Raw genomic sequence first — 21,409 nt, 5'->3', positions numbered from 1 at the left:
GTCGGGATCAGACTTCCTCGTGCCAGAGCGCGCCGTCGCGCGACATCAGCGCCGTGGACGCCGCCGGCCCCCACGTGCCCGCCGTGTACGGCTTGGGCGGCACGGTGCTGGCGTCCCAGGTGTCGATGATCGGCTCCACCCAGCGCCACGCCTGCACCTGCTCGTCGCGCCGCACGAACAGGCCCAGCCGGCCGCGGATCACGTCCAGCAGCAGGCGCTCGTAGGCCCCGGCGCGGCGCGCCTTGAACGAGTTGGCGAAATCGAGATCGAGCGAGGTGGGCGTCAGCTCCAGCGTGTCGCCGGCCTGCTTGACCAGGAAGTACAGCCGGATGCTTTCCTCGGGCTGCAGCCGGATCACCAGCCGGTTCTGCGGCGACAGGCCCAGCGGCTTGGGAAAGATGGCGTGCGGCACGTCGCGGAAGTGCACCACGATCTCGGCCACGCGAGACTGCATGCGCTTGCCGGTGCGCAGGTAGAACGGCACGCCTTCCCAGCGCCAGTTGGCAATCTCGGCCTTGATGGCGACGAACGTCTCGGTGCGGCTGTCCGGCGCAATGCCCTGCTCTTCCAGATAGCCCACCACGGGCTTGCCGGCGATGGCGCCCGAGCGGTACTGGCCGCGCACGGTCTTCTCGGCGACGTCCTGCGGCAGGATGGGCTTGAGCGCCTTGAGGATCTTGATCTTCTCGTCGCGGATGGCGTCCTCGCTGAGGCTGGCCGGCGGCTCCATCGCCACCATGCACAGCAGCTGGAGCAGGTGGTTCTGCACCATGTCGCGCAGCGCGCCGGTCTGGTCGTAGAAGTCGCCGCGCTTCTCCACGCCCAGTTCCTCGGCAATCGTGATCTGCACGTCCTGCACCCATTCGCGCCGCCACAGCGGCTCGAACAGCGCATTGCCGAAGCGGATCGCCATCAGGTTCTGGACCGATTCCTTGCCCAGGTAGTGGTCGATCCGGTAGATCTGGTCCTCGGCAAAGTACTTGCCCACGGCCGCGTTGATGGCCTCGGACGAATCCAGGTCATGGCCGAGCGGCTTCTCCAGCACCACGCGCACGTTCGGCGTGTTCAGCCCGGTGCGGGCCAGCTGTTCGCAGATCGGCACGAAGATGTGGGGCGCCGTGGCCAGGTAGCAGACCACCACCTCGGGCTTGCGGGCCAGCACCTTCTGGGCCAGCGCGTCGAAGTGGGCCGGCTCGCGGGCGTCGGCCTGCACGTAGCAGATGCGGTCCAGGAACGACGCCCACGCCTCGGGCGGCGCGTGCTCCAGGCCGGGGCGCACGGTGTCTTCCAGCGTGGCCTTGTACTGCTCGGTGGTCTGCGGATGGCTGCCCGTGGCCAGGATGCGGGCCGACGGATGCAGCACGCCGCAGCGGTGGGCGTCGAAGAGGGACGGCAGCAGCTTGCGCCGCGCCAGGTCACCGGTGCCGCCAAACAGCACCATGTCGAAATCGGGCATGCTCACCCTGGGCTCCTTCGGGGGATCGCCCCCGGCAACTACTGAGTGCCGCCGGGCGGCGCATTGGTTCCAGTGATGTTACGTCACTCATGGCCGCTTGGACAGGCGGGCGCGCCGCCAGGCAGCACGGGCGTACCCGTTTCTGCGGGCCGCGCCGGCGGGTCGGATGCGGAACATCCGCCCCCTTTCGTCACTCCCAACGGCTGGCAGTCCCCATTCGATGACGCCGCCGTGACGGTGGCGCCCCGTTTTTTCGGCTACGCTGAGAATCGCCCTTTCAGGAGATCACAATGCCCCGCCACCCCGTTCTGGAGCAGGTCACGGCCCGTATCGTGGCCCGCAGCGCCGCCACCCGGCAGGCGTATCTGGACCGCACCCGCGCCTTGGCCGGCCAGAAGGTCGAGCGCGCCAACATCTCGTGTACCAACCTGGCCCATGCCGTGGCCGCCATGCCCGACGAGGCCAAGATCCGCCTGAAGGCGCAGGAGCGGCCGAACCTGGCCATCGTGTCGGCCTACAACGACATGCTGTCGGCGCACCAGCCGCTGCAGGCGTTTCCGCAATGGATCAAGCAAGCCGCGCTCGAAGCGGGCGGCACGGCGCAGTTCGCGGGCGGCACCCCGGCCATGTGCGACGGCGTGACCCAGGGGCAGGACGGCATGGACCTGTCACTGTTCTCGCGCGACGTGATCGCGATGGCCACGGCCGTGGCGCTGTCGCACCAGATGTTCGACGGCGTGCTGTGCCTGGGCGTGTGCGACAAGATCGTCCCCGGCCTGGTGATGGGCGCGCTGTCGTTTGGCCACCTGCCCGCCGTGTTCGTGCCGGCCGGGCCGATGACCACGGGCATGAGCAACGACGAGAAGGCCCACATCCGCCAGCTCTACGCCGAAGGCAAGATCGACCGCGCCGGGCTGCTGGAGGCCGAATCCAGGTCGTACCACGGCCCCGGCACCTGCACGTTCTACGGCACGGCCAATTCGAACCAGATGCTCATGGAAATCATGGGCCTGCACCTGCCGGGCACCGCATTCATCAACCCCAACACGCCGCTGCGCGAGGCGCTGACACGCGAATCGGCGCGCCACGCCCTGCGGCTGGTGCACGGCGGCGAGCGCTACACGCCGATTGCCGACGTGCTGGACGAACGCGCGTTCGTGAACGGCATCGTCGGCCTGGTGGCCACGGGCGGGTCCACCAACCACACGCTGCACCTGATCGCCATGGCCCGCGTGGCCGGCATCCAGCTCACGTGGGACGACTTCCACGAGCTGTCCGCCGCAGTGCCGCTGCTGGCGCGCGTCTATCCGAACGGCAAGGCCGACGTGAACCAGTTCCAGGCCGCCGGCGGGCTGTCGCTGGTGATCCGGGGCCTGCTGTCGCTGGGGCTGCTCCATGACGACGTGACGACGATTGTCGGGCGCGGGCTGGCCGACTACACGCGCGAGCCGACGCTGCGCGAGGGCCGGCTGACGTGGGCCGACGGCCCGGAGAAGTCGCTCGACGACACCATCGTGCGCGGCCCCGACCAGCCGTTTGCACCGGACGGCGGCATCAAGCTGCTGGACGGAAAGCTGGGCCGCTGCGTGATCAAGACGTCGGCGGTCAAGCCCGAGCACCAGGTGGTGGAGGCGCCGGCCATCGTGTTCCAGCATCAGGACGACGTGCTGGCCGCCTTCAAGCGCGGCGAGCTGGAACGCGATTTCGTGGCCGTGCTGCCGTGGCAGGGGCCGTCGGCGTGCGGCATGCCCGAGCTGCACAAGCTGACGCCGACGCTGACGCTGCTGCAGGACCGCGGCTTCCAGGTGGCGCTGGTGACCGATGGCCGCATGTCGGGCGCGTCGGGCAAGGTGCCGGCCGCCATCCACGTCTGCCCGGAAGCGCTGGCCGGCGGGCCGATCGGCAAGGTCCGCACCGGCGATATCGTCCGCGTGGACGCCCCGGCCGGCGTGCTGACCGTGCTGGCCGCCGATGACGACTGGGCCGCGCGCGCCGTCCAGATCCCCGATCTCACGGCCAACCGCCACGGCGTGGGCCGCGACCTGTTCGGCGGCTTCCGCAAGCACGTGGGCACGGCCGAGATGGGCGCGTGCTCGCTGTTCGCGGACGAGGGCTGAGGGTTGTTGGTTATTGCCCTCTCCCGCGTTGCGGGAGAGGGGAGACCACCATCGCTGGAATTCGGCGCGGGCTCGACGTCCCGATGTCTTGCTCCCCTCTCCCGCCTGCGGGAGAGGGGTCAGGGGAGAGGGCCGGCGGCTCAAAATGCGATGTGGTCGGCAAGCAGCGCCTCAACGCCCTCTCCCCCAGCCCCTCTCCCGCGTTGCGGGAGAGGGGAGACCACCATCGCTGCAATTCGGCTGCGAGCTCGACGTCCCGATGTCTTATTCCCCTCTCCCGCCTGCAAGAGAGGGGAGCAAAACCGTCAGCCGCGCGCCCAAAGCGTACCCAATTCTGCGTGCTAGTTTGGCCGTCCGCGATACGGCAGGCTGCGGGCGTCGCCGTTGCCCGATTCGGCCGGTTCGGCGTCTTCCATCTCGGGCACGTGCACTTCCTGGATCGGCACGGCGATGCGGCAGCCGGCGCCTTCCAGCACCGACTTCAGCCGCGCGAAGAAGCCGTACTGCACGGTCCAGAAGTTGTCGTTCGACGTCCAGTAGCGGGCGTTCAGCGTGACGCCGCGGTCGGTGTAGCGCACCACCATGACTTCGCGCCGCGGCTCGGGCAGCAGGCGCTTCTCGCTGTCGAGCATGGCGGCCAGCGCGTCCAGCCCGGCCTGCACGGGGCTGTCGAAGGTGACGGTGACCTCGATGTCCATCCGCCGCGTGGGGTTCTCGCTGTAGTTCATGATCGGGCTGCCCCAGATCTTGCCGTTGGGCACGCGCAGGCAGACGCCGTCGAACGTCTGCAATTCGGTCATGAACAGCCCGGTCTCGCGCACGGTGCCGGCCACGCCCTGGGCGTCGATGTACTGCCCGACGCGGAACGGCCGCAGCAGCACCAGCATGATGCCGGCGGCAATGTTCTGCAGCGTGCCCTGCAGCGCCAGGCCGATGGCCAGCCCGGCGGCGCCGAGCATGGCGATGATGCTGGCGGTCTGCACGCCGAACTGGGACAGCACCAGCACCACGGTCAGCACGCGGATCACCCACTGGGCGACGCTGGCCAGCATCGGGCGCAGCGTGTCGTCGACATGGGTGCGCTGCAGGGTCTGGCGCAACGCGCGGGCGGCGCGGCCGGACAGCCACCAGCCGATGGTCAGGATGGCCAGGGCCGCCAGGCAGTTCAGGCCCTGGCTGACGGCGAACTGGGTCAGGTAGGCCCAGGTGGCTTCCAGCTTGGCGTGATCGATCAGGTTCAGGTCCATGCAAAGGCTCCGGGTGGCAAACCCCGCCAGACTTGCGAAGGCTGTGCCAGCCGGGCCGCCCGGCGGCGCCCGGGCGTACCCGTTTCTGCGTGAGCCAAAGCCGCGCAACGGCTGGCGGCGAGCCGGGGTGTCGCGCAGGCGGGCGCGCCGCCGGCGTCACTATTGCCGGCGGGGCGGCCCTGCGGGTGCAGTCTTTACAACGCGGTGGGAATTGTTGCCGCCCCGCGCCATTGGCCGGGGGTGACGCCGTAGGCGGCGCGGAAGCGGTTGCTGAGGTGGCTGGCCGATGCAAAGCCGGCGCGGGCCGCCACCTGCTGCAACGGCAGCCGGCGGTCGTCCAGCAGGCCCCGGGCCCGTTCCAACCGCGCCCGCATGACCCAGGCGTGCGGGGCCATGCCGAACGAGACGCGGAACATCCGCGCGAAATGGAATTCCGACAGGCCGGCCAGTTCGGCAAGCTGTCCGAGCGTGGGATTGTCGGCCGGATGGGCGTGGATCCAGTCGGCCACGCGGCGCCGCGCCGTGGCGGACAGCCCGCCGCGCCAGTCGGCGGACGGCCGGCGCGCACCATGGGACAGCAGCATGTGCGTCACGGCCTCGTGCGCCATGGCGTTGCCGATCATGCGGCTGTCGGGGTCCTGCCAGTCCAGCGCCACCAGCCGGCGCGACATCGCCACCAGCCGGGCATCCTCGGCGAACAGCCGGTCCTGCAACTGCAACGCGCGCGGCTCCGCATCGAGCACGCGCACGCAGTGCCACGCCAGGTGCTCGGGCTGGAAGTAGAGATGGAGAAAGCGCTGGGTGCCGCCGACGTGCCAGGCCGATTCATGGTCGGCCGGCAGCAGGCACAGCCGGTCGGGGCCGCCCTTGCGGTCCGGCGCGTCGCGGCGATAGGTGCCCTGCCCGCCTTCCAGGTAGACCGACATCGTGTGGTGGCCCGGCCGGGCGTAGGCGGTGTCGTCCTGGCGGTTGCGCCATAGCGCCAGGCCCAGGCCGTCGCCCAGCACGCAGGCGCGCTCCAGCGACGCACGCGACTGCGCGAGCGCGGAGAACACGGCGTTGCCGCTGAGGGGCTGGGGGGCGTCGGGCATCACGTGACTCTATCCCAAATCGGTGGCGATGGCGGGCGGATGGCGGACCCGGAGGACCACCCGGCGTTCACGCAGAAACGGGTACGCCCGGCCATCAAAAAAGGGCGGTCTGGCCGCCCTGCCGGTCCTAGCGTGCCGCCGCCGCGCCCTGCCCGGCCTTGGGTTCGGTGGGATGGTCGTGCAGGCGGTCGCGGCTGGTCAGCGCCGGGAACAGCTTCATCCAGACGCCCACCACCAACAGCGTGCCGGCGCCGCCCAGCAGCACCGCGCCCACCGGGCCCAGCAGCGCGGCCGTGACGCCCGATTCGAACTCGCCCAGCTGGTTCGACGCGCCGATGAAGACCGAATTGACCGCGCCCACGCGGCCGCGCATGTCGTCCGGGGTATCGAGCTGCACCAGCGTCTGGCGCACCACGACGCTGATCATGTCAGATGCGCCCAGCACCACCAGCGCACCCATCGACAGCGGCAGCCACGTGGAGATGCCGAACACCATCGTCGCCACCCCGAAGATCGCCACCGCGCCGAACATCACGCGGCCCACGCGGCGGTTCAGCGGATGCCGGGCCAGCCAGAGCGCCGTGACCAGCGCGCCGATGGCCGGCGACGAGCGCAGCAGCCCCAGGCCCCACGGCCCGGTGTGCAGGAGGTCGCGCGCATAGATCGGCAGCAGCGCCGTGGCGCCGCCGAGCAGCACCGCGAACAGGTCCAGCGACACCGCGCCCAGCAGCACCTGATGGCTGCGGATGTACGCAAAGCCGGCAAACAGGGTCTTGACGCTGACCGGCGCCGTCAGGCGCTGGGCCGCCTGGCGCAGCTTCAGCGTGAACACCAGGCCCGCCGCGATGGCGAACAGCACGGCGCTGATCGTGTAGACCACGCCGGGGCCGGCCACGTAGGCAAACCCGCCCAGCGCCGGGCCGATGATGATGGCCGTCTGCGCGGCCGAACTGGACAGCGCCACGGCACGCGGCAACTGGCGCGGCGTCACCACGCTCGGCAGCAGCGCCTGGAACGTCGGCATCTCGAACGCCCGGCAGCCGCCGATGGCCGCCACGAACAGGAAGATGTGCTCGCTGGTGACCCAGCCCGAAAAACTGGCCACGGCCATCGCGGCCGCGATGACGGCCTCCAGCATCTGGCAAGTGCGCACGATGATGCGGCGGTCGAAGCGGTCGGCCACGTGGCCGGACATCAGCAGCAGCACGATCGACGGCAGGAACTGCACCAGCCCGACCATGCCGAGCATGAACGGGTCGCGCGTCAGGTCGTACATCTGCCAGCCCACGGCAACCGTGAAGATCTGGTAGCCGATGGTGGTACAGAGCCGCGCGAACCAGAAATGCCGGAAGGCGGGGTCGCGAAAGACGGTGTCCGGCTCGTCGGCCGGCTGCGCAGGGGCGTTGGACATGGGGCGAAGGGGCGCCGGACAGGCCGGGCGGATGCAATGTACGCAATCGCGTACAAAGCTCGGGATTCTAGCCGAGCCCGGCCGATCGCGCCGGCCGAATGTTGTATCGGCAACGATACATCGCGGCCAGGGGGCGCCCCGGCCCCCGCGGCGCGGATCAGGCGATTTCCCGCGTCTCCAGGAAGCGGATGTTCGGAAAGCGCTCCTGCGTCAGGCGCAGGTTGACCATGCTGGGCGCCAGGTAGACGTGGTCGCCCGCGCCATCCACCGCCACGTTGTGGCCGTTCTTGTCGATCAGCTTCTCGATCTCGGCCGGGTCGCCCTTGAGCCAGCGCGCCGTGGCGCATTCGTGCGACTCGAAGATCGCATCCACGCCGTACTCGTGCTCCAGCCGGTGCGCCACCACGTCGAACTGCAGCATGCCCACGGCGCCCAGCACCAGCTCGTTCGACATCAGCGGGCGGAACATCTGCGTGGCGCCCTCCTCGGCCAGTTGCTGCAGGCCCTTCTGGAGCTGCTTGACCTTGAGCGGGTTGTTCAGTCGCGCGCGGCGGAAGAACTCGGGCGCGAACGACGGGATGCCGGTAAAGCGCAGCGGCTCGCCCTCGGTGAATACGTCGCCCAGCCGGATCGTGCCGTGGTTGGGCACGCCGATGATGTCGCCGGCAAACGCTTCCTCGGTCGTGTTGCGGTCCTGCGCCATGAACGTGATGGCGTTGTTGATCGCCACGGTCTTGCCCTGCGACACGTGCAGCAGCTTCATGCCGCGGTCGAAGCGGCCCGAGCACACGCGCACGAACGCAATGCGGTCGCGGTGGCGCGGGTCCATGTTGGCCTGGATCTTGAACACGAAGCCGCTGAACTTGGCTTCCTCGGGCTCCACGGTGCGCGTCTCGGTCTGGCGCGCCAGCGGCGGCGGCGAGAGCTGGCACAGCGCGTCCAGCAGCGACTGCACGCCGAAGTTGTTGATGGCCGAGCCAAAGTAGACCGGCGTCTGCTTGCCGGCCAGGAACGCGTCCTTGTCGAACGTGTGCGACGCGCCGCGCACCAGTTCGATCTCCATGCGCAGTTCGTCGGCCTGCGAGCCGAGGATGCGGTCCAGCTCGGGGCTGTCCAGCCCGTCCAGGATGGCGGCGGTGCCCTTCTCCCCCTTGGGGTCGAAGAGCTGCACCTTGTCGTCGATCATGTGGTACACGCCGCGGAACGCCTTGCCCATGCCGATGGGCCACGTCATCGGCGCGCACTGGATCTTCAGCACGTCCTCGATCTCGTCGAGCAGTTCGATGGGCGAGCGGCCCTCGCGGTCCAGCTTGTTGATGAACGTCAGGATGGGCGTGTCGCGCAGCCGGCAGACGTTCAGCAGCTTGATGGTCTGCGCTTCCACGCCGTTGACCGAGTCGATCACCATCACGGCCGAGTCCACGGCCGTCAGCGTGCGGTAGGTGTCTTCCGAGAAGTCCTCGTGGCCCGGGGTGTCGAGCAGGTTGACAATGTTCTCGGGCTGGTCCGGGCGGGACTGATACGGGAACTGCATCACCGACGACGTCACCGAGATGCCGCGCTGCTTTTCCAGCTCCATCCAGTCGGACGTGGCGTGGCGGTCGGCCTTGCGCGCGCGGACCTCGCCGGCCACCTGGATGGCGCCGCCGAACCAGAGCAGCTTCTCGGTCAGCGTGGTCTTACCCGCATCCGGGTGGGAAATGATGGCAAACGTGCGACGACGCGCAATTTCGGAAACGAGCGAACTCACGGCTTCTGGAATCGGGTAAGGGCGATGGCCCGGGCGGAGCGCTGGCGCGGCAGGGGGCGGCGCCAAAGGCCAGGGGCAGCCCGGGACGCGTCCCGGGGATCGGATTGGGGCGCTATTTTACCGGTTCGCGGTGCCGGCCGGGGCATGGCCTGGCGCCGCCCGGTTTTCGCGGGCCGGATCGTGGCCGCGCAGGCTGCCGAACTGCAGCGCGTACTGGCGCGTCAGCTCGGCGCCGAAGAAGAAGATTTGTGCCGAGTAATACACCCAGAGCATCAGCGCCACGACCGAGCCGGCCGCGCCATAGGACGACGCCACCGCGCTGTTGCCCAGGTAGATGCCGATCAGCCGCTTGCCCACCGAGAACAGCAGCGCGGTGATGATCGACCCCATCAGCACGTCGCGCCAGGCGATGCGCACGTTGGGCAGCATCTTGAAGATCGTGGCGAACAGCGCGGTCACCACGGCGAACGAGAACGCGGTGGAAATGGCGTCGGCCACCGGCGCGAACCACGACGCCGTCCACAGCTGGCCCCAGAAGCGGTTGACCACGGCCAGCGCGGCGTTGACCACCAGGGACACCAGCAGCATGAACGCCAGCGCCAGCACGATGCTGAACGACAGCAGCCGCGCCCGCAGCAGCTTCTTCCAGCCGGCGCCAGTGGGCGGCGGCGCCTGCCAGATATCGTCCAGGCTGCTCTTGAGCTCGGCAAAGGCACTGGTGGCGCCCAGCACGAGGATGCCGAACGCGATCAGGGCCGCCACGCCGCCGCCGCCGGCCCGGTGCGTGGCCGCGAGGATTTCCTGGATGGCCGCGGCGCCCTGCTCGCCGACCAGCCCGTTGAGCTGCATGAAGATCTCGCCGCGCGCGGCCTCGGCGCCGAAGAACAGGCCGGCAATCGAAATGACGAGCACCAGGATCGGCGCCAGCGAGAACAGCATGTAGAACGACAGCGCCGCGCCCTTGCTGGCCGCCCGGTGGTCGAACCACGACATCACCGCGGCGGACACCACGCGCACCGTGCGGGCACCGGTGTGGCGGTCGGGCAGCAGGCGGCCGCGGCGGGGGCTGGGCGGCGAGCGGTCGGGATTCTCGGGCACGTGGTCGGAAGGCATGCCGTGGCGTCCTTGAAAGGCTTGGGAGGTGTCGGGCCGAAGGTTCCGCCGGAACACCCGTGGAGTCTGGCTGGCGCCGCGCGCCGCGTCTGTCGGCCGGCGTCTGATGCCCATGCGGGGCCCGAAACCGGCCTGCGTTCATCATAGTCCGCTTGGCCGCCGGCGCACGCGGCGCCTGCTACAGTTGATTCAGGCACACATGCCGGACCGCCGACGCTGGACGCGCGGCGGCCGGCCAGAACAGGAGCCATCGTGATCCTCTCCCTGAACGGCCGTCGATACGCCGCGTGCGCCGGCCTGGCGCTCTGCCTGGCCCTGCTGGCCGGCTGCGAACGCAACCAGCCCGGCCCGGGCCCCAAGCCGATCTCGGGCAACGGCGCGCCCACCCCGGCCGCCAGCGGCGCCTCGGGCGCGCAAGGCACGCCGCGCTGACCACCCGGGCGTACCCATTTCTGCGGGCGCAGCGGGTTTCAGCGATGCAACCGGATGCACGCCCGGCCCGCCGGCCGGGGTGGCGCGCGCCCGGTGCCGCACTTTGCGCCTGTGGCGGGCGTCCCGCGCGCTGAAAGGCAGACATAAGTGTTTGTTTAGAACGCGCCAGGGGGCCGCGCTCCCACCGCGCGCGACATCGGCCGCACGCCCGTCGCGCGCCGCCGGTGGGCCGACGTTTCACGCCCGGCGCCGCCACGCGGCCTGCCGTCCGCATCGGGTTGCAACGGCGTAACCGATTGCCGCCGCCTGCCGGTCATCGGCACCGCACGGTCGCGGGCGGCCTTGCCACAACCCTTTTGGAACAAGCGTTTACCGACGATTGGCACGCTTGTCGCTCTTGTCCATGCCGGGAGAAGTTCGAGTCAAAAAACAATAGCGTCAGCACGCAGGAGAGGACCACTGCCATGCGTCATCCACCAGCGCGAATGACGGCCCGCCGGCGCGCCCATCGGCTAGCCGGCCCGGCCCCATCCGTCAGGGAGCTGCTGTCGCCGCCCCTGTTGCCGTCCCCGCGCCCCACGGCGCGCCCCGCGACGACCTTTTGCGCCACCGCGCAGCGTGGCGTGGCCGCGGCCGCCAGCCGCCAGCGCAACGGCCATCCGGGCTGCTGAGGCGCGGGTGCGACGCCTGGCGGGCATCGGGTCCGGGCATGTCCACGTTGCTTTTTCGCGCGGCCGGACCTAAACCGGTTTACGTGCTCCGTCCCCCGGCGGGCACCTTTTTCCAGCAAGGGAGGGAGCCACCCATGTACGCCAGAGTCCTTGCCGCCTTCGCGCTGGCGCTGCTCTCGACCGCTGCCGCGCCGGCGCTGGCCGGCAACTATGCCTATTTCGACCGGCCCGAGGCGGCCAACCTGAACAGCCACGCCGCCGTCAGCAACGACAGCTACGTGCGGGCATTCGGCTGGACCTGGGGCGACCTGCAGTTCAAACAGGAGCCCGGCACGCCGCAGCCGCCGCAACCGCCCGAGCGGCAGGCGCGCGATAACCTGACCGACCCGCACGGCCTGGCGCCGGGGCGGCTGCCGCACGACGACAGCGCCCCGCCACGCGGGCGTCGCGGCAAGGTCAGCATGAGCTAGGACGATGTTGCGCGGGCCAAGCCGCGCCAGCCTTCCGCCGCTGTCCGGGCGAAAGGACGAAGGGGCTCCGGCGAGCGGACGTCGCCGGGGCCCCCTTGGCGCCTCGGGCAAGCCGTGGCGCGCCTGCCATCCCTTGCTTCGAAACTACTCGCCCGGCGCGCCCGGCTGCAGATCGACGCGGATGTTGTGCTTGTGCATCAGCCGGTAGAGCGTCACGCGCGACACGTTCAGCTCGCGCGCCGCCGGCACCACGTGGAAGCCGTGGCTGGCCATCACCGTGCGGATGGCCTCGCGCTCGGCTTCCTCGCGGATCGCATCGAGCGTCTTGCGGGGCACTTCCACGCCGCTGTGGAGCTGCAGGTCCTCGGCGGTGATCTTGCGGTTGTCGGTCATCACGATGGCCCGCCGCACCCGGTTGATCAGCTCGCGCACGTTGCCAGGCCACGTGTACTGCATCATCGACTGCGTGGCGCACGACGAGAAGCCGCGGATGCGCCGGTGCGCCTCGTGGCCGTGCTCGGCCAGCACCGCGTTGGCCAGCAGCAGGATGTCCTCGCCGCGCTCGCGCAGCGGCGGGATCGTCAGCGTCAGCACGCACAGGCGGTGGAACAGGTCGGCCCGGAAGCGGCCGTCGGCCTGCGCCGCCACCAGGTCCACGTGCGTGGCCGAGATGATGCGCAAGTCCAGCGGGATCGACTGGTGGCCGCCCAGCCGCGTGATCGTGCCCTGCTGCAGAAAGCGCAGCAGCGCCACCTGGCTTTCGAGCGGCAGGTCGCCGATTTCGTCCAGGAACAGCGTGCCGCCCTGCGCCTGCTCGATCCAGCCGATCTTGCGCTGGTTGGCGCCGGTGAACGCGCCTTTCTCGTAGCCGAACAGTTCGGACTGCACCAGGTGCGACGGGATCGCCCCGCAGTTGATGGCGACAAACGGGCCCTTGCGGCGGCTGGATGACTCGTGGATGGCCTGCGCGGCCAGTTCCTTGCCCGTGCCCGATTCGCCCGAGATGAACACCGGCGCATCGTTGTGGGCCACCTTGGCCAGCGAGCGGAACATCGCGCGCATGGCCTGGCATTCGCCGATCATCGGGCCGCGCGCGGCCTGCTCCGGCAGCCGGGCGCCGTGCAGGCAGGCCATGCCGTGGGCGTGCTTGAGCGTGTAGAGCAGTTCGTCGAACGAGAACGGCGTGCGCACGTAATCCACGCAGTAGTCGCGGATCAGGCGGCGCACGCGTTCGTCTTCGAGCATGGCCGTGGACGTGATGGCCACCCACATCACGTGCAGGTGCTGCAGCCCCTGTTCGAGCTGGGCCAGTTCGGCATCGGTATAGGGGGCCTGCAGGTCGATGATGCCGGCCATGGGCGCGCTGCCGCGCACGGTGCGTTCCAGGTCTCGCACCTGTTGCACGCGCCGGATCTCCCACCCCGAACCAAACTGGTTCGCACTGAAACCAAAATCTTCGTAACGCGACACGAGCACGATCTGTGCGGTGCGTGCCGGCGCCTTGCACAGTCGGTCCATGACCTTCTCCCTGACGTTGGACTTCTTGTTGGGTGCGGCGGGGCCGGCCGCGCGCGCGGCCACGGGCCACTGGGCCCGCTCGGGTTCCGCCGGCTGCGCGGAAGGGTCCGCGCGCAACGTCTGGTGAATCACGGTCTGGACAGACTGCGAGGGGAATCGTCGGACAGCGCCGCCGGGTCGGCCCCCGCGTACAGTTCGTCGCGGATGCGCCGGCGCACCATGTCCTTCTCGCGCATCAGCTCGATGCTGGGCGCCTCGGGCTTCTGGCCCGAATACTGGTAGTAGAGCGCCTTGTAGGTAAGCTGGCTCAGGATCCATTCCTGCAGCAGCAGGCGTTGCCGGTGCAGTTCTTCGGACAGCAGCCGATGGCGCTGCAACAGGCTCTGGACGGCCGCGCGGGTGCGTGGCGAGACGTCGCGGTCTTCGGCCAGCAGCGCGGCGACGTCGGTGATGGCGTAATCCTCGTGCCCCTTTTCGCCGGCTTCCTGAAGCGCGACGTCTGCTGAGGCTTCTCCCAGGGCAGCCCAGGCACCCGGTACCGGCTGGCTGCCGGCCTGGCTGTCGGGCCCGATGGCGGGACGCCGGATTTCTCCTGCGGTCATGATTTGTTCCCCGTTGAACAACATCCCCCGGCACTACACGTTCGCGGTTACCACTTTCTCTGTTCTGGAATCGAGCTGTCTTTGTCTGGTGCGCATGGCTGCGCGCACTCTTTGTATCGTGGTGGCGAAGCCGTCCTGTTGCGGACGGTCTCTTAATCGGCTGGCCGGCTTCTCTGTCACGGCTGGCGGGCCTGGCCGCGTGTCCATCGGGCAAGCACGGCCGATGCGTCGGCGGCGCCTGCGGATCCCGGAGTCAACAAAGGGCGCTCCGACGCGCCCTCAAATTTTTGCCACGCCTCTAGTTCAGTGCATTTCACCCCTTTTGTCCAGCCCGGAATGTTCGGCTTCACCCAAGTCTCATACTTTTGTATGAGACGCGAGAGCGGCTTGGCGCATCGCCCATTAGGTTAATGAGTCCTTACATTCGACGCAGAAACGGGTACGCCGTGTCGGCGGCGGTCGGTCGTTTGATACGAAGAAACGGGTACGCTTTCATCCCTCGGACGGGCCCGATGTCATCGTTTTCATTTTGAACATACGATGACAGCGCCATGAAAAAGGGACAGCCAGCGGGCTGTCCCTTCGCACGTCGGGCGGGCGGAAGCCGCCGCCGCTCAGTGACCCGGCAGGTAGTAGAACTTGAACAGGAACACCGCGGCGATGATCCACGCCATCAGCGGCACCTCGCGCGCGCGGCCGGTGAGCAGCTTGAGCACGGCATAGGAAATGAAGCCGAACGCGACGCCGTTGGCCACCGAGTAGGTGAACGGCATGCCCAGCGCGGTCAGCACGGCGGGCACGACCTCGGTGACGTCGCTCCAGTCGATATCGACCAGTTCGCGCAGCATCAGGCACGACACGTACAGCAGCGCCGGCGCCGTGGCGTAGGCCGGCACGGTGCCGGCCAGCGGGGCGATGAACAGGCAGGCCAGGAACAGCACGGCCACGGTCACGGCGGTCAGCCCGGTGCGGCCGCCGGCCTGCACGCCCGACGCGCTCTCGATATAGGCCGTGGTGGACGACGTGCCGAGCAGCGAACCGGCCATGATGGCCGTGCTGTCGGCCATCAGCGCCTTGTTCAGGCGGTCCATCTTGCCGGCCTTGAGCAGCCCCGCCCGGTTGGCCACGCCCATCAGCGTGCCGGTGGCATCGAACAGCTCGACGAGGAAGAACACCAGGACCACGTTGATGATGCCGATGGACAGGGCGGCGGAGATGTCGAGCTTGAACAGCGTCGGCGAGATGGACGGCGGGGCCGACACCACGCCATGGAACTGGTTGCCCGCAAACACGAAGCTCAGCACCGTGGTCAGCAAGATGCCGATCAGGATCGCGCCCTTCACCTTGAGCCGGTCCAGCGCGACGATGACGAAGAAGCCGATGATGGCCAGCACGGCCGGGGGCTGGTGCAGGTCGCCCAGCGTCACCAGCGTGGCCGGGTTGCCGGTGATGATGCCCGCGCTGTGCAGCGCGATGATCGCCAGGAACAGGCCGATGCCGGCCGTGATCGCCCCGCGGATGGCGGCGGGGATACCTTTCACGATGGCTTCGCGCACGCGGAACAGCGTCACGATCAGGAACAGGCAGCCCGAGATGAACACGGCCCCGAGCGCCGCTTCCCACGGCAGGCCCATGCCCTTGACCACGGTGTAGGCAAAGTAGGCGTTCAGCCCCATGCCCGGCGCCATCGCGATCGGATAGTTCGCGTAGAAGCCCATGATCAGCGTACCGATGGCGGCGGCCAGGCAGGTGGCGACGAACACGGCGTCCTTCGGCACGCCGGCATCACCCAGGATGCTGGGGTTGACGAAGACGATGTAGGCCATCGTCAGGAACGTCGTCACGCCGGCCAGCAGTTCGGTGCGCACGTTCGTGTTGTGTTCGCGCAGCTTGAACAGCCGTTCGACGAGACTGGCCGGGGCGCCGGCGGGCGGGGAGGATGGGCTGGGCCGGGGGGCCTGATCGGGCGTGGTCATGGGGTCTCCAGGTTCTTGGGTGGCGCATGCATCGCACGCGCGCCGGGCGCCTTGTTGACTGGGCAAGTCGGAAAAGGCCGGATGATCCCACAAGCCCGCGCGGGCAGCCAGTCCGGGGCCGGGGGAATCCCTGCCTTGACGGGGACGACAATCCCCCGTATAAATCTCCGCCAGATTCAAGCGACGAGGCAACAGTTCATTCGTTAGCCACCGTCTTGGTACTTCGGTTGTCCATGGTGTCCTTTCCTTGAGTTGGCAGTACGGTGGTGTGAGCACCATCGGTTTCTTTTTATCTTTTTTGGAAAGCAATACCATGCAAACCGGTATCGTCAAGTGGTTCAACGACGCCAAGGGCTTTGGCTTCATCAAGCCGGACGCCGGCGGTGACGACCTGTTCGCGCACTTCTCGGAAGTTCGCGTCGAGGGCTTCAAGTCGCTGCAAGAAAACCAGCGCGTGTCGTTCGAAGTGAAGAACGGCCCGAAGGGTCTGCAAGCGGCCAACATCACGCCGATCTAAGTCCCGCTCAAGTCGGCCGCGCCTGCAACGGCACGGCCAGCTTCAGAAAAACCCGCCTTATGGCGGGTTTTTTTTCGTCCGTGCGGTGGGCCTGGGTTGTCTCGCGGCGGCTTTACATCGCTTTTGTCGGCGTTGCTTCCTTCTTGCGGTGTGCCGCCGCGTCCCTCCCCCGCACTCCGTCGCAGAAACGGGTACGCTCCGGATCGTCGCATTGTTGCAACGCAGAAATGGGTACGGTTGTCGCCGCTGTCCTGCGCAGAAATGGGTACGGTTGGGCGCGCTGCGGTCGGAATTGCCACGCTATGGTGCGACGCAGAAACGGGTACGCTTTCGCGCGGCGAGGGCCGAAACGCTCGCTTCGCTCTCCAGTTATCCCGCCTTCGTTTTGAGCAACCAGGTTATCCACGCAGAACTGGGTACGTTTTCGGCTTGCGGCACGTATGCGTCCCACTGCTGCCTGGCCGCCGCAGAAACGGGTACGCCCACGAAGCGTCATCCTGCGCAGAAATGGGTACGGGCCCTAGATGGAGGTGGCTCAGGTGTTGGTCACCGGCCTAATGGAGCACTTATTCACACGCAGAAATAGGTACGGGCTTGCCGCTTGATCCGCAGGTTGGCCGTTCCTTAGTGGGCACCAACTTTACGTATACGTCCGCGTGTACGCTGGCTGCCCGTCCACCCACACCGATGCGGTACGCAGAAACGGGTACGCCCCTGTGATTTGCTGCCCCCTGTTTGCCCGCAGAAACAGGTACGGCCGCGTCGAAGTTGTCCCGCAACGCCAATTTCGCAGAATCGGGTACGCCGCAGAAACGGGTTCGCTGTCGTCTTGGCGGCCGCCGAAGCCGTTTCGCGCAGAATTGGGTACGCTTCGGCAGTCCGTGCCCGCAGAATCGGGTACGCCCACCGCTTCCGCCCAGTGTCCTTGGCCGCCAATGCGTACCAGATTCTGCGTGGATAACGCGGTTTCCATCGCGGAAGGACGGCCAGGCACACACTTCACCAGCCCACGGCGCAGAAACGGGTACGCTTTCGTTCTGCCAGCCTGTGGAAAAGCCTGTGGGATCAATGGGTTATCCCCGCAGAATTCGGTTCGCGCCGTGCGCTGAAACGGGTTCGGTCTGCCGCAGAATCGGGTTCGGCACGTCGCAGAAACGAGTACGGATGCGCGCAGAATCGGGTACGCAGAGCGTCTGAAATCGCTTTCAAATCAAGCGCGTGAAGACTCCGTATACGGTTTACAAGTAGTTAACCCGTATCGGTATCGTTTACTTGTAGCTGATGGACAGCCAACCGTGGACAACCCTTCGGGGTTGCCCACCGTGTGCCTGCCATCCTGCCAATCGCCGGATACCCGGCCAGGCAACCCACACAGCCGGCAGACAAGACGGCGAGACCTGCCGCGGGATCGCAGACGACATCGGCGTACCAAGCCCGAACGCCCTGCCGAAACCACGGGAAACCGCGTATACGCTGCCCGTCGTACCCGTTTCTGCGTGACAACGTATACGCGATCGCGTAAAAAGGCGGGTAATCCGAAGCCCACCAATATGTCGATCAAACGCTCTATGGCCTCCGTGGCGGACCGCTCAGCCCTGGACGCGGACGGGGAACCGTCCCGCATCATCGTTCCCGGCAGCGAGAACGTCGTCGTGCCATCCGAGAAATTCCAGCGCCTCTTCGACGAAGCCCAGGCCATGGAGCGCGAGGACGCCTGGCAAAGCGGCGAGGTCGGCTTCCTGAGCCGCGCCAGCGTGCAAGTCACGCTGCCGTACCGGGCGCCCAAGGGCGCGCCGCCGGTCTGGACGCGCACTAGCGGCAACATCTCGCTGATGATCCAGCCCGGGTACTTCACGCAGCAACGCTCGGAACGTGCCTCCAACGGCCGCCAGAAGCTGGTGTCCGAGACCGTGTCGCTGGGCTACCCCTATGGCTCCTATCCGCGGCTGATGCTGGCGTGGATCGGCAAGGAGATCATGGCCAAGAAGAAGCGGGGCGAGTTCACCGGCACGGTGGAGGACCGTCGCATCTCGCTGGGCAACTCGCTGTCCGAGTTCATGTACAACCTCGGCATCCCGATGGCCACGGGCGGCAAGCGCGGCACGATGACGCTGGTTCGCCAGCAGATGATCCGACTGTTCTCGGCCACGATCGCCATCGTCCAGAACAAGTCCACCCCGGTGCCGAACCAGGCGCCCAACCACGAGCCGCTGTCGATCGATCGCGTGGGTTACCTGCTGGCCGACCAGTTGTCGACCTGGTGGGACCCGATGCAGCCGGGCCAGGGCTCGATGTTCGAGAGCTTCGTGGTGCTGTCGGAGCCGTTCTTCAACGAACTGGTGAACCGGCCGGTGCCGGTCGACATGCGCGCGCTGAAGGCGCTCAAACAGTCGCCGTTCGCGCTCGATGTGTATTCCTGGCTGACCTACCGTTTTTTCACGATCCAGCGCCGCACGGAGATCCCGTGGGAAGCGCTGCAGATGCAGTTCGGCACCGAGACCGAGAGCGAGCGCAAGTTCCGCGCGCTGTTCCGCAAGGCGCTCAAGGACGTGCTGGTCGTGTATCCGGGCGCCAAGGTCGACGCGGATTCGTCGAAGGCGCTGATCCTGCAGCCGTCGCGCACGAGCGTCCGCAAGCTGGGGTGATGGCTGCCGCCGTTCGGACGGCGCATGCAAAAAGGGCAAGCATTGCGCTTGCCCTTTTCACTTACCGGCCCATCAGACTGACGACCGGATGCTGCAGCGGTTCGCCTCAGGCGGGCTTGATCGCGGACGCCTGCAGGCCCTTCGGGCCTTGCTTGACTTCAAACGTCACGCGCTGGCCGTCCTTCAGGGTCTTGAAACCCGTACCCTGAATCTCCGAGAAGTGGGCGAACAGGTCTGCACCACCATCGTCCGGAGTAATGAAGCCGAAACCCTTGGTCTCGTTGAACCACTTGACCGTACCGGTTGCCATAAGAAATTCCTTTCGAAGCAAGTTCGTTTAAACGCAAACAACCGTTCAAGCACGCTGGGGTCTCGTAGATACCGAACGGAGGTCAACGAGGTTGAAACGACTTGACTCGACTGTAGCGGGCATCATAACCACATTGTGTTGCGGTGTCATGTGCGGCGTAATGCGCACTGTCTTTACTTTAGGCGGATTCTCTACCGCTTTTCAAGAAGAAGAATCCCGCAAGGTTGATGTAGTCCGATTTTCCGGGAATGCCGTCCGACTAGCCGCTGCGGCGGCGTCTCTTTCATCCATCCAAAAATTTAAATTTTCGACAACGGGTTGTAGCCCATGGTTGGATTGGCTAAAGTCTCGCCTTGATTGAACACCATCCCGCGCGACTTTCAGCGCTGAAAGTGAGGCCCCAAGTGGCAGCAAAGATCATCACCGTTTTCAACCAGAAAGGCGGCTGCGGCAAGACCACGGTCAGCATGCATCTGGCTGGCACCTTGGGCCTACGCGGCGCGCGCTCGATGCTCGTCGACATGGACGAACAGGGCACCGCCACACGCTGGGCCGCGCAGGCCAGCGACGAGCGGCCTTTTCCGGCGTCCGTGATCGGGCTGGCCCCGTCGGGCGGCGCCATGCACCGCGAAGTCCGCAAGTTCGTTCACGACTACGACTACATCCTGGTCGATTGCCCGCCCGCCGTGCACTCGGCGGCGCCGTCGAGCGCGCTGCTGATTTCCGACCTCGCGATCATTCCGGTGGTCCCGTCGCCGCCCGACCTGTGGGCTGCCGTGGCCGCCAAGACCTTGGCCCAGCACGCTCAGGTCCAGAACGAGACGCTGCAGATCCGGGTGATGGCCAATATGGTCCAGCGCCGCGTGTCGATCGCCCGGCAGGCCATCGAGATCCTGGGTGACGACGGCGATGTGCCGCTGCTGAACTCGATGATCGGGTCCCGTTCAGCGTTCCGCGAATGCCAGGCCATCGGCTGCACGGTCCACGGTGTGCCCGGCGCGCGCGAGGCCATCCAGGAAGTCGACATGATGGTGGACGAAATCCTGTCCTTGATCGAGTAACAAGAATGCCAACGAAATTGAAAAGCCTGAAGGCCGGCATGCTCGCCGGCATGGCTGCGGAAAAGACCCGCAACGATGCGATCGACCGGTTCGCACGTGCGGAAGCCGCGCTCTCCGAGCATCCCAACGGGCTGCTGCAGTCGCAGCGTGCTGGCACCGCGGGCGCAACTTTCAGCGCTGAAAGTGCGGCGGCCGGTGTCGAGGGGCGCCAGCTCATCCGCGTGCCGATCGCCCAGTTGCATGACAACCCGTTCAATGCGCGCCGGATCTACGACCCTGCCGTGGTGCAGGAGCGCGCCGCATCGATCGCCACGCACGGCCAGAAGACTCCCGGTCTTGCCGCGCCGGACCCGACACGGCCGGGCCACTACATCCTGATCGACGGCCACTACCGCAAGCGCGCGCTGGCATCGGCCGGCAAGCTGGAAATGGAATGCTTTATCGAGGACGACCTGAGCGACCTCGATTTCTACCGGCTGTCGTTCCTGCTCAACGAACAGCGGTCGGACCAGTCGGCGCTGGACAATGCCATCGCGTGGCGGCAGTTGCTGGACGAGGGCAAGGTTCTGAAGGAAGAGGAAATCTGCGAGCTGACCGGCATGTCGGCTGGCACAGTGAACAAGACGCTGGCGCTGCTGAAGCTGCCAGAATCGGTGATTGGCGTGATGCGCGAGCGGCCGAGCGCCATCGGCATCGCGGCGGGGTACGAGCTGACGCTGTACTACAAGATCGCCGGCGAGGACCGGACCCGCGAACTGGCGGCCCGCATCATGAACGACGGGCTGTCGAGCCGCGAGGTGGAATCGATCCGCAAGCAGGCGCAGGAAGGCAAGGCGCGCAAGGTCAAGGAAATCAGCCGCCAGTACAAGATCCGGACCGAGAACGGCCAACTGCTGGGCACGATCAAGGAGTGGGATTCCGGCCGGATCATGCTCGACGTCCAACTGACCGACCGCAATGCGCGCGAGGATTTGCTGGAAGTCCTGAAGGCCCGCTTCGGCCTCGACAAGACCTTGCTCTGA

The 21,409-nt window shown here is 67.3% G+C and carries 17 protein-coding genes; 7 read left to right on the top strand and 10 right to left on the bottom strand.

Annotated elements, in window-relative coordinates; genetic code table 11:
• Positions 1–7: 7 nt before the first annotated feature.
• Positions 8–1,456: a glucose-6-phosphate dehydrogenase gene (gene zwf, locus QTN24_RS20535; RefSeq protein ID WP_124685776.1), complete on the bottom strand. Its 1,449-nt coding sequence runs from the start codon at positions 1,454–1,456 to the stop codon at positions 8–10.
• A 290-nt stretch (positions 1,457–1,746) separates the two neighbouring features.
• Between zwf and edd the strand changes: the two genes are divergently transcribed.
• A complete protein-coding gene (gene edd, locus QTN24_RS20530) occupies positions 1,747–3,573 on the top strand; it encodes a phosphogluconate dehydratase (protein WP_313839378.1) in 1,827 nt (608 codons plus the stop codon).
• 341 nt (positions 3,574–3,914) lie between these two features.
• Here edd and QTN24_RS20525 read toward each other — a convergent pair whose 3' ends face one another.
• From QTN24_RS20525 to QTN24_RS20505, 5 genes are all read right to left on the bottom strand, one after another.
• The gene (locus tag QTN24_RS20525; RefSeq protein ID WP_124685778.1) at positions 3,915–4,820 is read right to left on the bottom strand and encodes a mechanosensitive ion channel family protein; all 906 of its coding nucleotides are present in this window, start codon (positions 4,818–4,820) and stop codon (positions 3,915–3,917) included.
• A gap of 194 nt (positions 4,821–5,014) precedes the next feature.
• Positions 5,015–5,911 carry an AraC family transcriptional regulator gene (locus tag QTN24_RS20520; RefSeq protein ID WP_313839375.1) on the bottom strand — a complete coding sequence of 299 codons (897 nt, stop codon included), beginning with the start codon at positions 5,909–5,911 and terminating at the stop codon, positions 5,015–5,017.
• 127 nt (positions 5,912–6,038) lie between these two features.
• Positions 6,039–7,322, bottom strand: a complete 1,284-nt coding sequence (locus QTN24_RS20515; RefSeq protein ID WP_313839373.1) for an MFS transporter — start codon at positions 7,320–7,322, stop codon at positions 6,039–6,041.
• Positions 7,323–7,479: 157 nt separating this feature from the next.
• Positions 7,480–9,072, bottom strand: a complete 1,593-nt coding sequence (locus QTN24_RS20510) for a peptide chain release factor 3 (RefSeq protein ID WP_313839371.1) — start codon at positions 9,070–9,072, stop codon at positions 7,480–7,482.
• A gap of 117 nt (positions 9,073–9,189) precedes the next feature.
• Positions 9,190–10,185: a YihY/virulence factor BrkB family protein gene (locus QTN24_RS20505; protein ID WP_124685782.1), complete on the bottom strand. Its 996-nt coding sequence runs from the start codon at positions 10,183–10,185 to the stop codon at positions 9,190–9,192.
• A gap of 252 nt (positions 10,186–10,437) precedes the next feature.
• On the opposite strand from QTN24_RS20505, the gene QTN24_RS20500 reads away from it, so the two are divergent.
• Together QTN24_RS20500 and QTN24_RS20495 are read left to right on the top strand one after the other, a co-directional pair.
• Complete coding sequence (locus QTN24_RS20500) at positions 10,438–10,617, top strand: hypothetical protein (RefSeq protein ID WP_313839369.1); 180 nt, start codon at positions 10,438–10,440, stop codon at positions 10,615–10,617.
• An 805-nt stretch (positions 10,618–11,422) separates the two neighbouring features.
• Entirely contained in the window at positions 11,423–11,758 is a 336-nt protein-coding gene (locus tag QTN24_RS20495; protein ID WP_124685785.1) for a hypothetical protein, read from the top strand.
• A gap of 144 nt (positions 11,759–11,902) precedes the next feature.
• Here the strand turns inward: QTN24_RS20495 and QTN24_RS20490 are convergent, their stop codons facing one another.
• The 3 genes from QTN24_RS20490 to QTN24_RS20480 all read right to left on the bottom strand — a co-directional run bounded on the left by QTN24_RS20490 (position 11,903) and on the right by QTN24_RS20480 (position 15,854).
• On the bottom strand, positions 11,903–13,276 hold the full coding sequence (locus tag QTN24_RS20490; protein ID WP_124685786.1) for a sigma-54-dependent transcriptional regulator: 1,374 nt from the start codon (positions 13,274–13,276) through the stop codon (positions 11,903–11,905).
• Between the two features lie 128 nt (positions 13,277–13,404).
• Positions 13,405–13,878 (bottom strand): hypothetical protein, encoded by a 474-nt coding sequence (locus QTN24_RS20485; protein ID WP_124685787.1) that lies wholly within the window; start codon positions 13,876–13,878, stop codon positions 13,405–13,407.
• A 614-nt stretch (positions 13,879–14,492) separates the two neighbouring features.
• The gene (locus tag QTN24_RS20480; RefSeq protein ID WP_313839367.1) at positions 14,493–15,854 is read right to left on the bottom strand and encodes an NCS2 family permease; all 1,362 of its coding nucleotides are present in this window, start codon (positions 15,852–15,854) and stop codon (positions 14,493–14,495) included.
• A 313-nt stretch (positions 15,855–16,167) separates the two neighbouring features.
• Between QTN24_RS20480 and QTN24_RS20475 the strand changes: the two genes are divergently transcribed.
• Both QTN24_RS20475 and QTN24_RS20470 read left to right on the top strand, forming a co-directional pair.
• Positions 16,168–16,371 carry a cold-shock protein gene (locus tag QTN24_RS20475; RefSeq protein ID WP_124685789.1) on the top strand — a complete coding sequence of 68 codons (204 nt, stop codon included), beginning with the start codon at positions 16,168–16,170 and terminating at the stop codon, positions 16,369–16,371.
• Positions 16,372–17,921: 1,550 nt separating this feature from the next.
• The gene (locus QTN24_RS20470) at positions 17,922–19,016 is read left to right on the top strand and encodes a replication protein RepA (RefSeq protein WP_124685790.1); all 1,095 of its coding nucleotides are present in this window, start codon (positions 17,922–17,924) and stop codon (positions 19,014–19,016) included.
• Between the two features lie 106 nt (positions 19,017–19,122).
• Here QTN24_RS20470 and QTN24_RS20465 read toward each other — a convergent pair whose 3' ends face one another.
• Positions 19,123–19,326 carry a cold-shock protein gene (locus tag QTN24_RS20465; protein ID WP_124685791.1) on the bottom strand — a complete coding sequence of 68 codons (204 nt, stop codon included), beginning with the start codon at positions 19,324–19,326 and terminating at the stop codon, positions 19,123–19,125.
• 404 nt (positions 19,327–19,730) lie between these two features.
• On the opposite strand from QTN24_RS20465, the gene QTN24_RS20460 reads away from it, so the two are divergent.
• On the top strand, positions 19,731–20,387 hold the full coding sequence (locus QTN24_RS20460) for an AAA family ATPase (RefSeq protein ID WP_066737651.1): 657 nt from the start codon (positions 19,731–19,733) through the stop codon (positions 20,385–20,387).
• A 5-nt stretch (positions 20,388–20,392) separates the two neighbouring features.
• A complete protein-coding gene (locus QTN24_RS20455) occupies positions 20,393–21,409 on the top strand; it encodes a ParB/RepB/Spo0J family partition protein (protein ID WP_124685792.1) in 1,017 nt (338 codons plus the stop codon).

This window comes from Cupriavidus sp. SZY C1, from assembly GCF_032190535.1.
Lineage (GTDB): Bacteria > Pseudomonadota > Gammaproteobacteria > Burkholderiales > Burkholderiaceae > Cupriavidus > Cupriavidus pauculus_C.
Note: the sequence above shows the minus strand (reverse complement) of the source record. Positions and strands in the feature narration are given on the sequence as shown.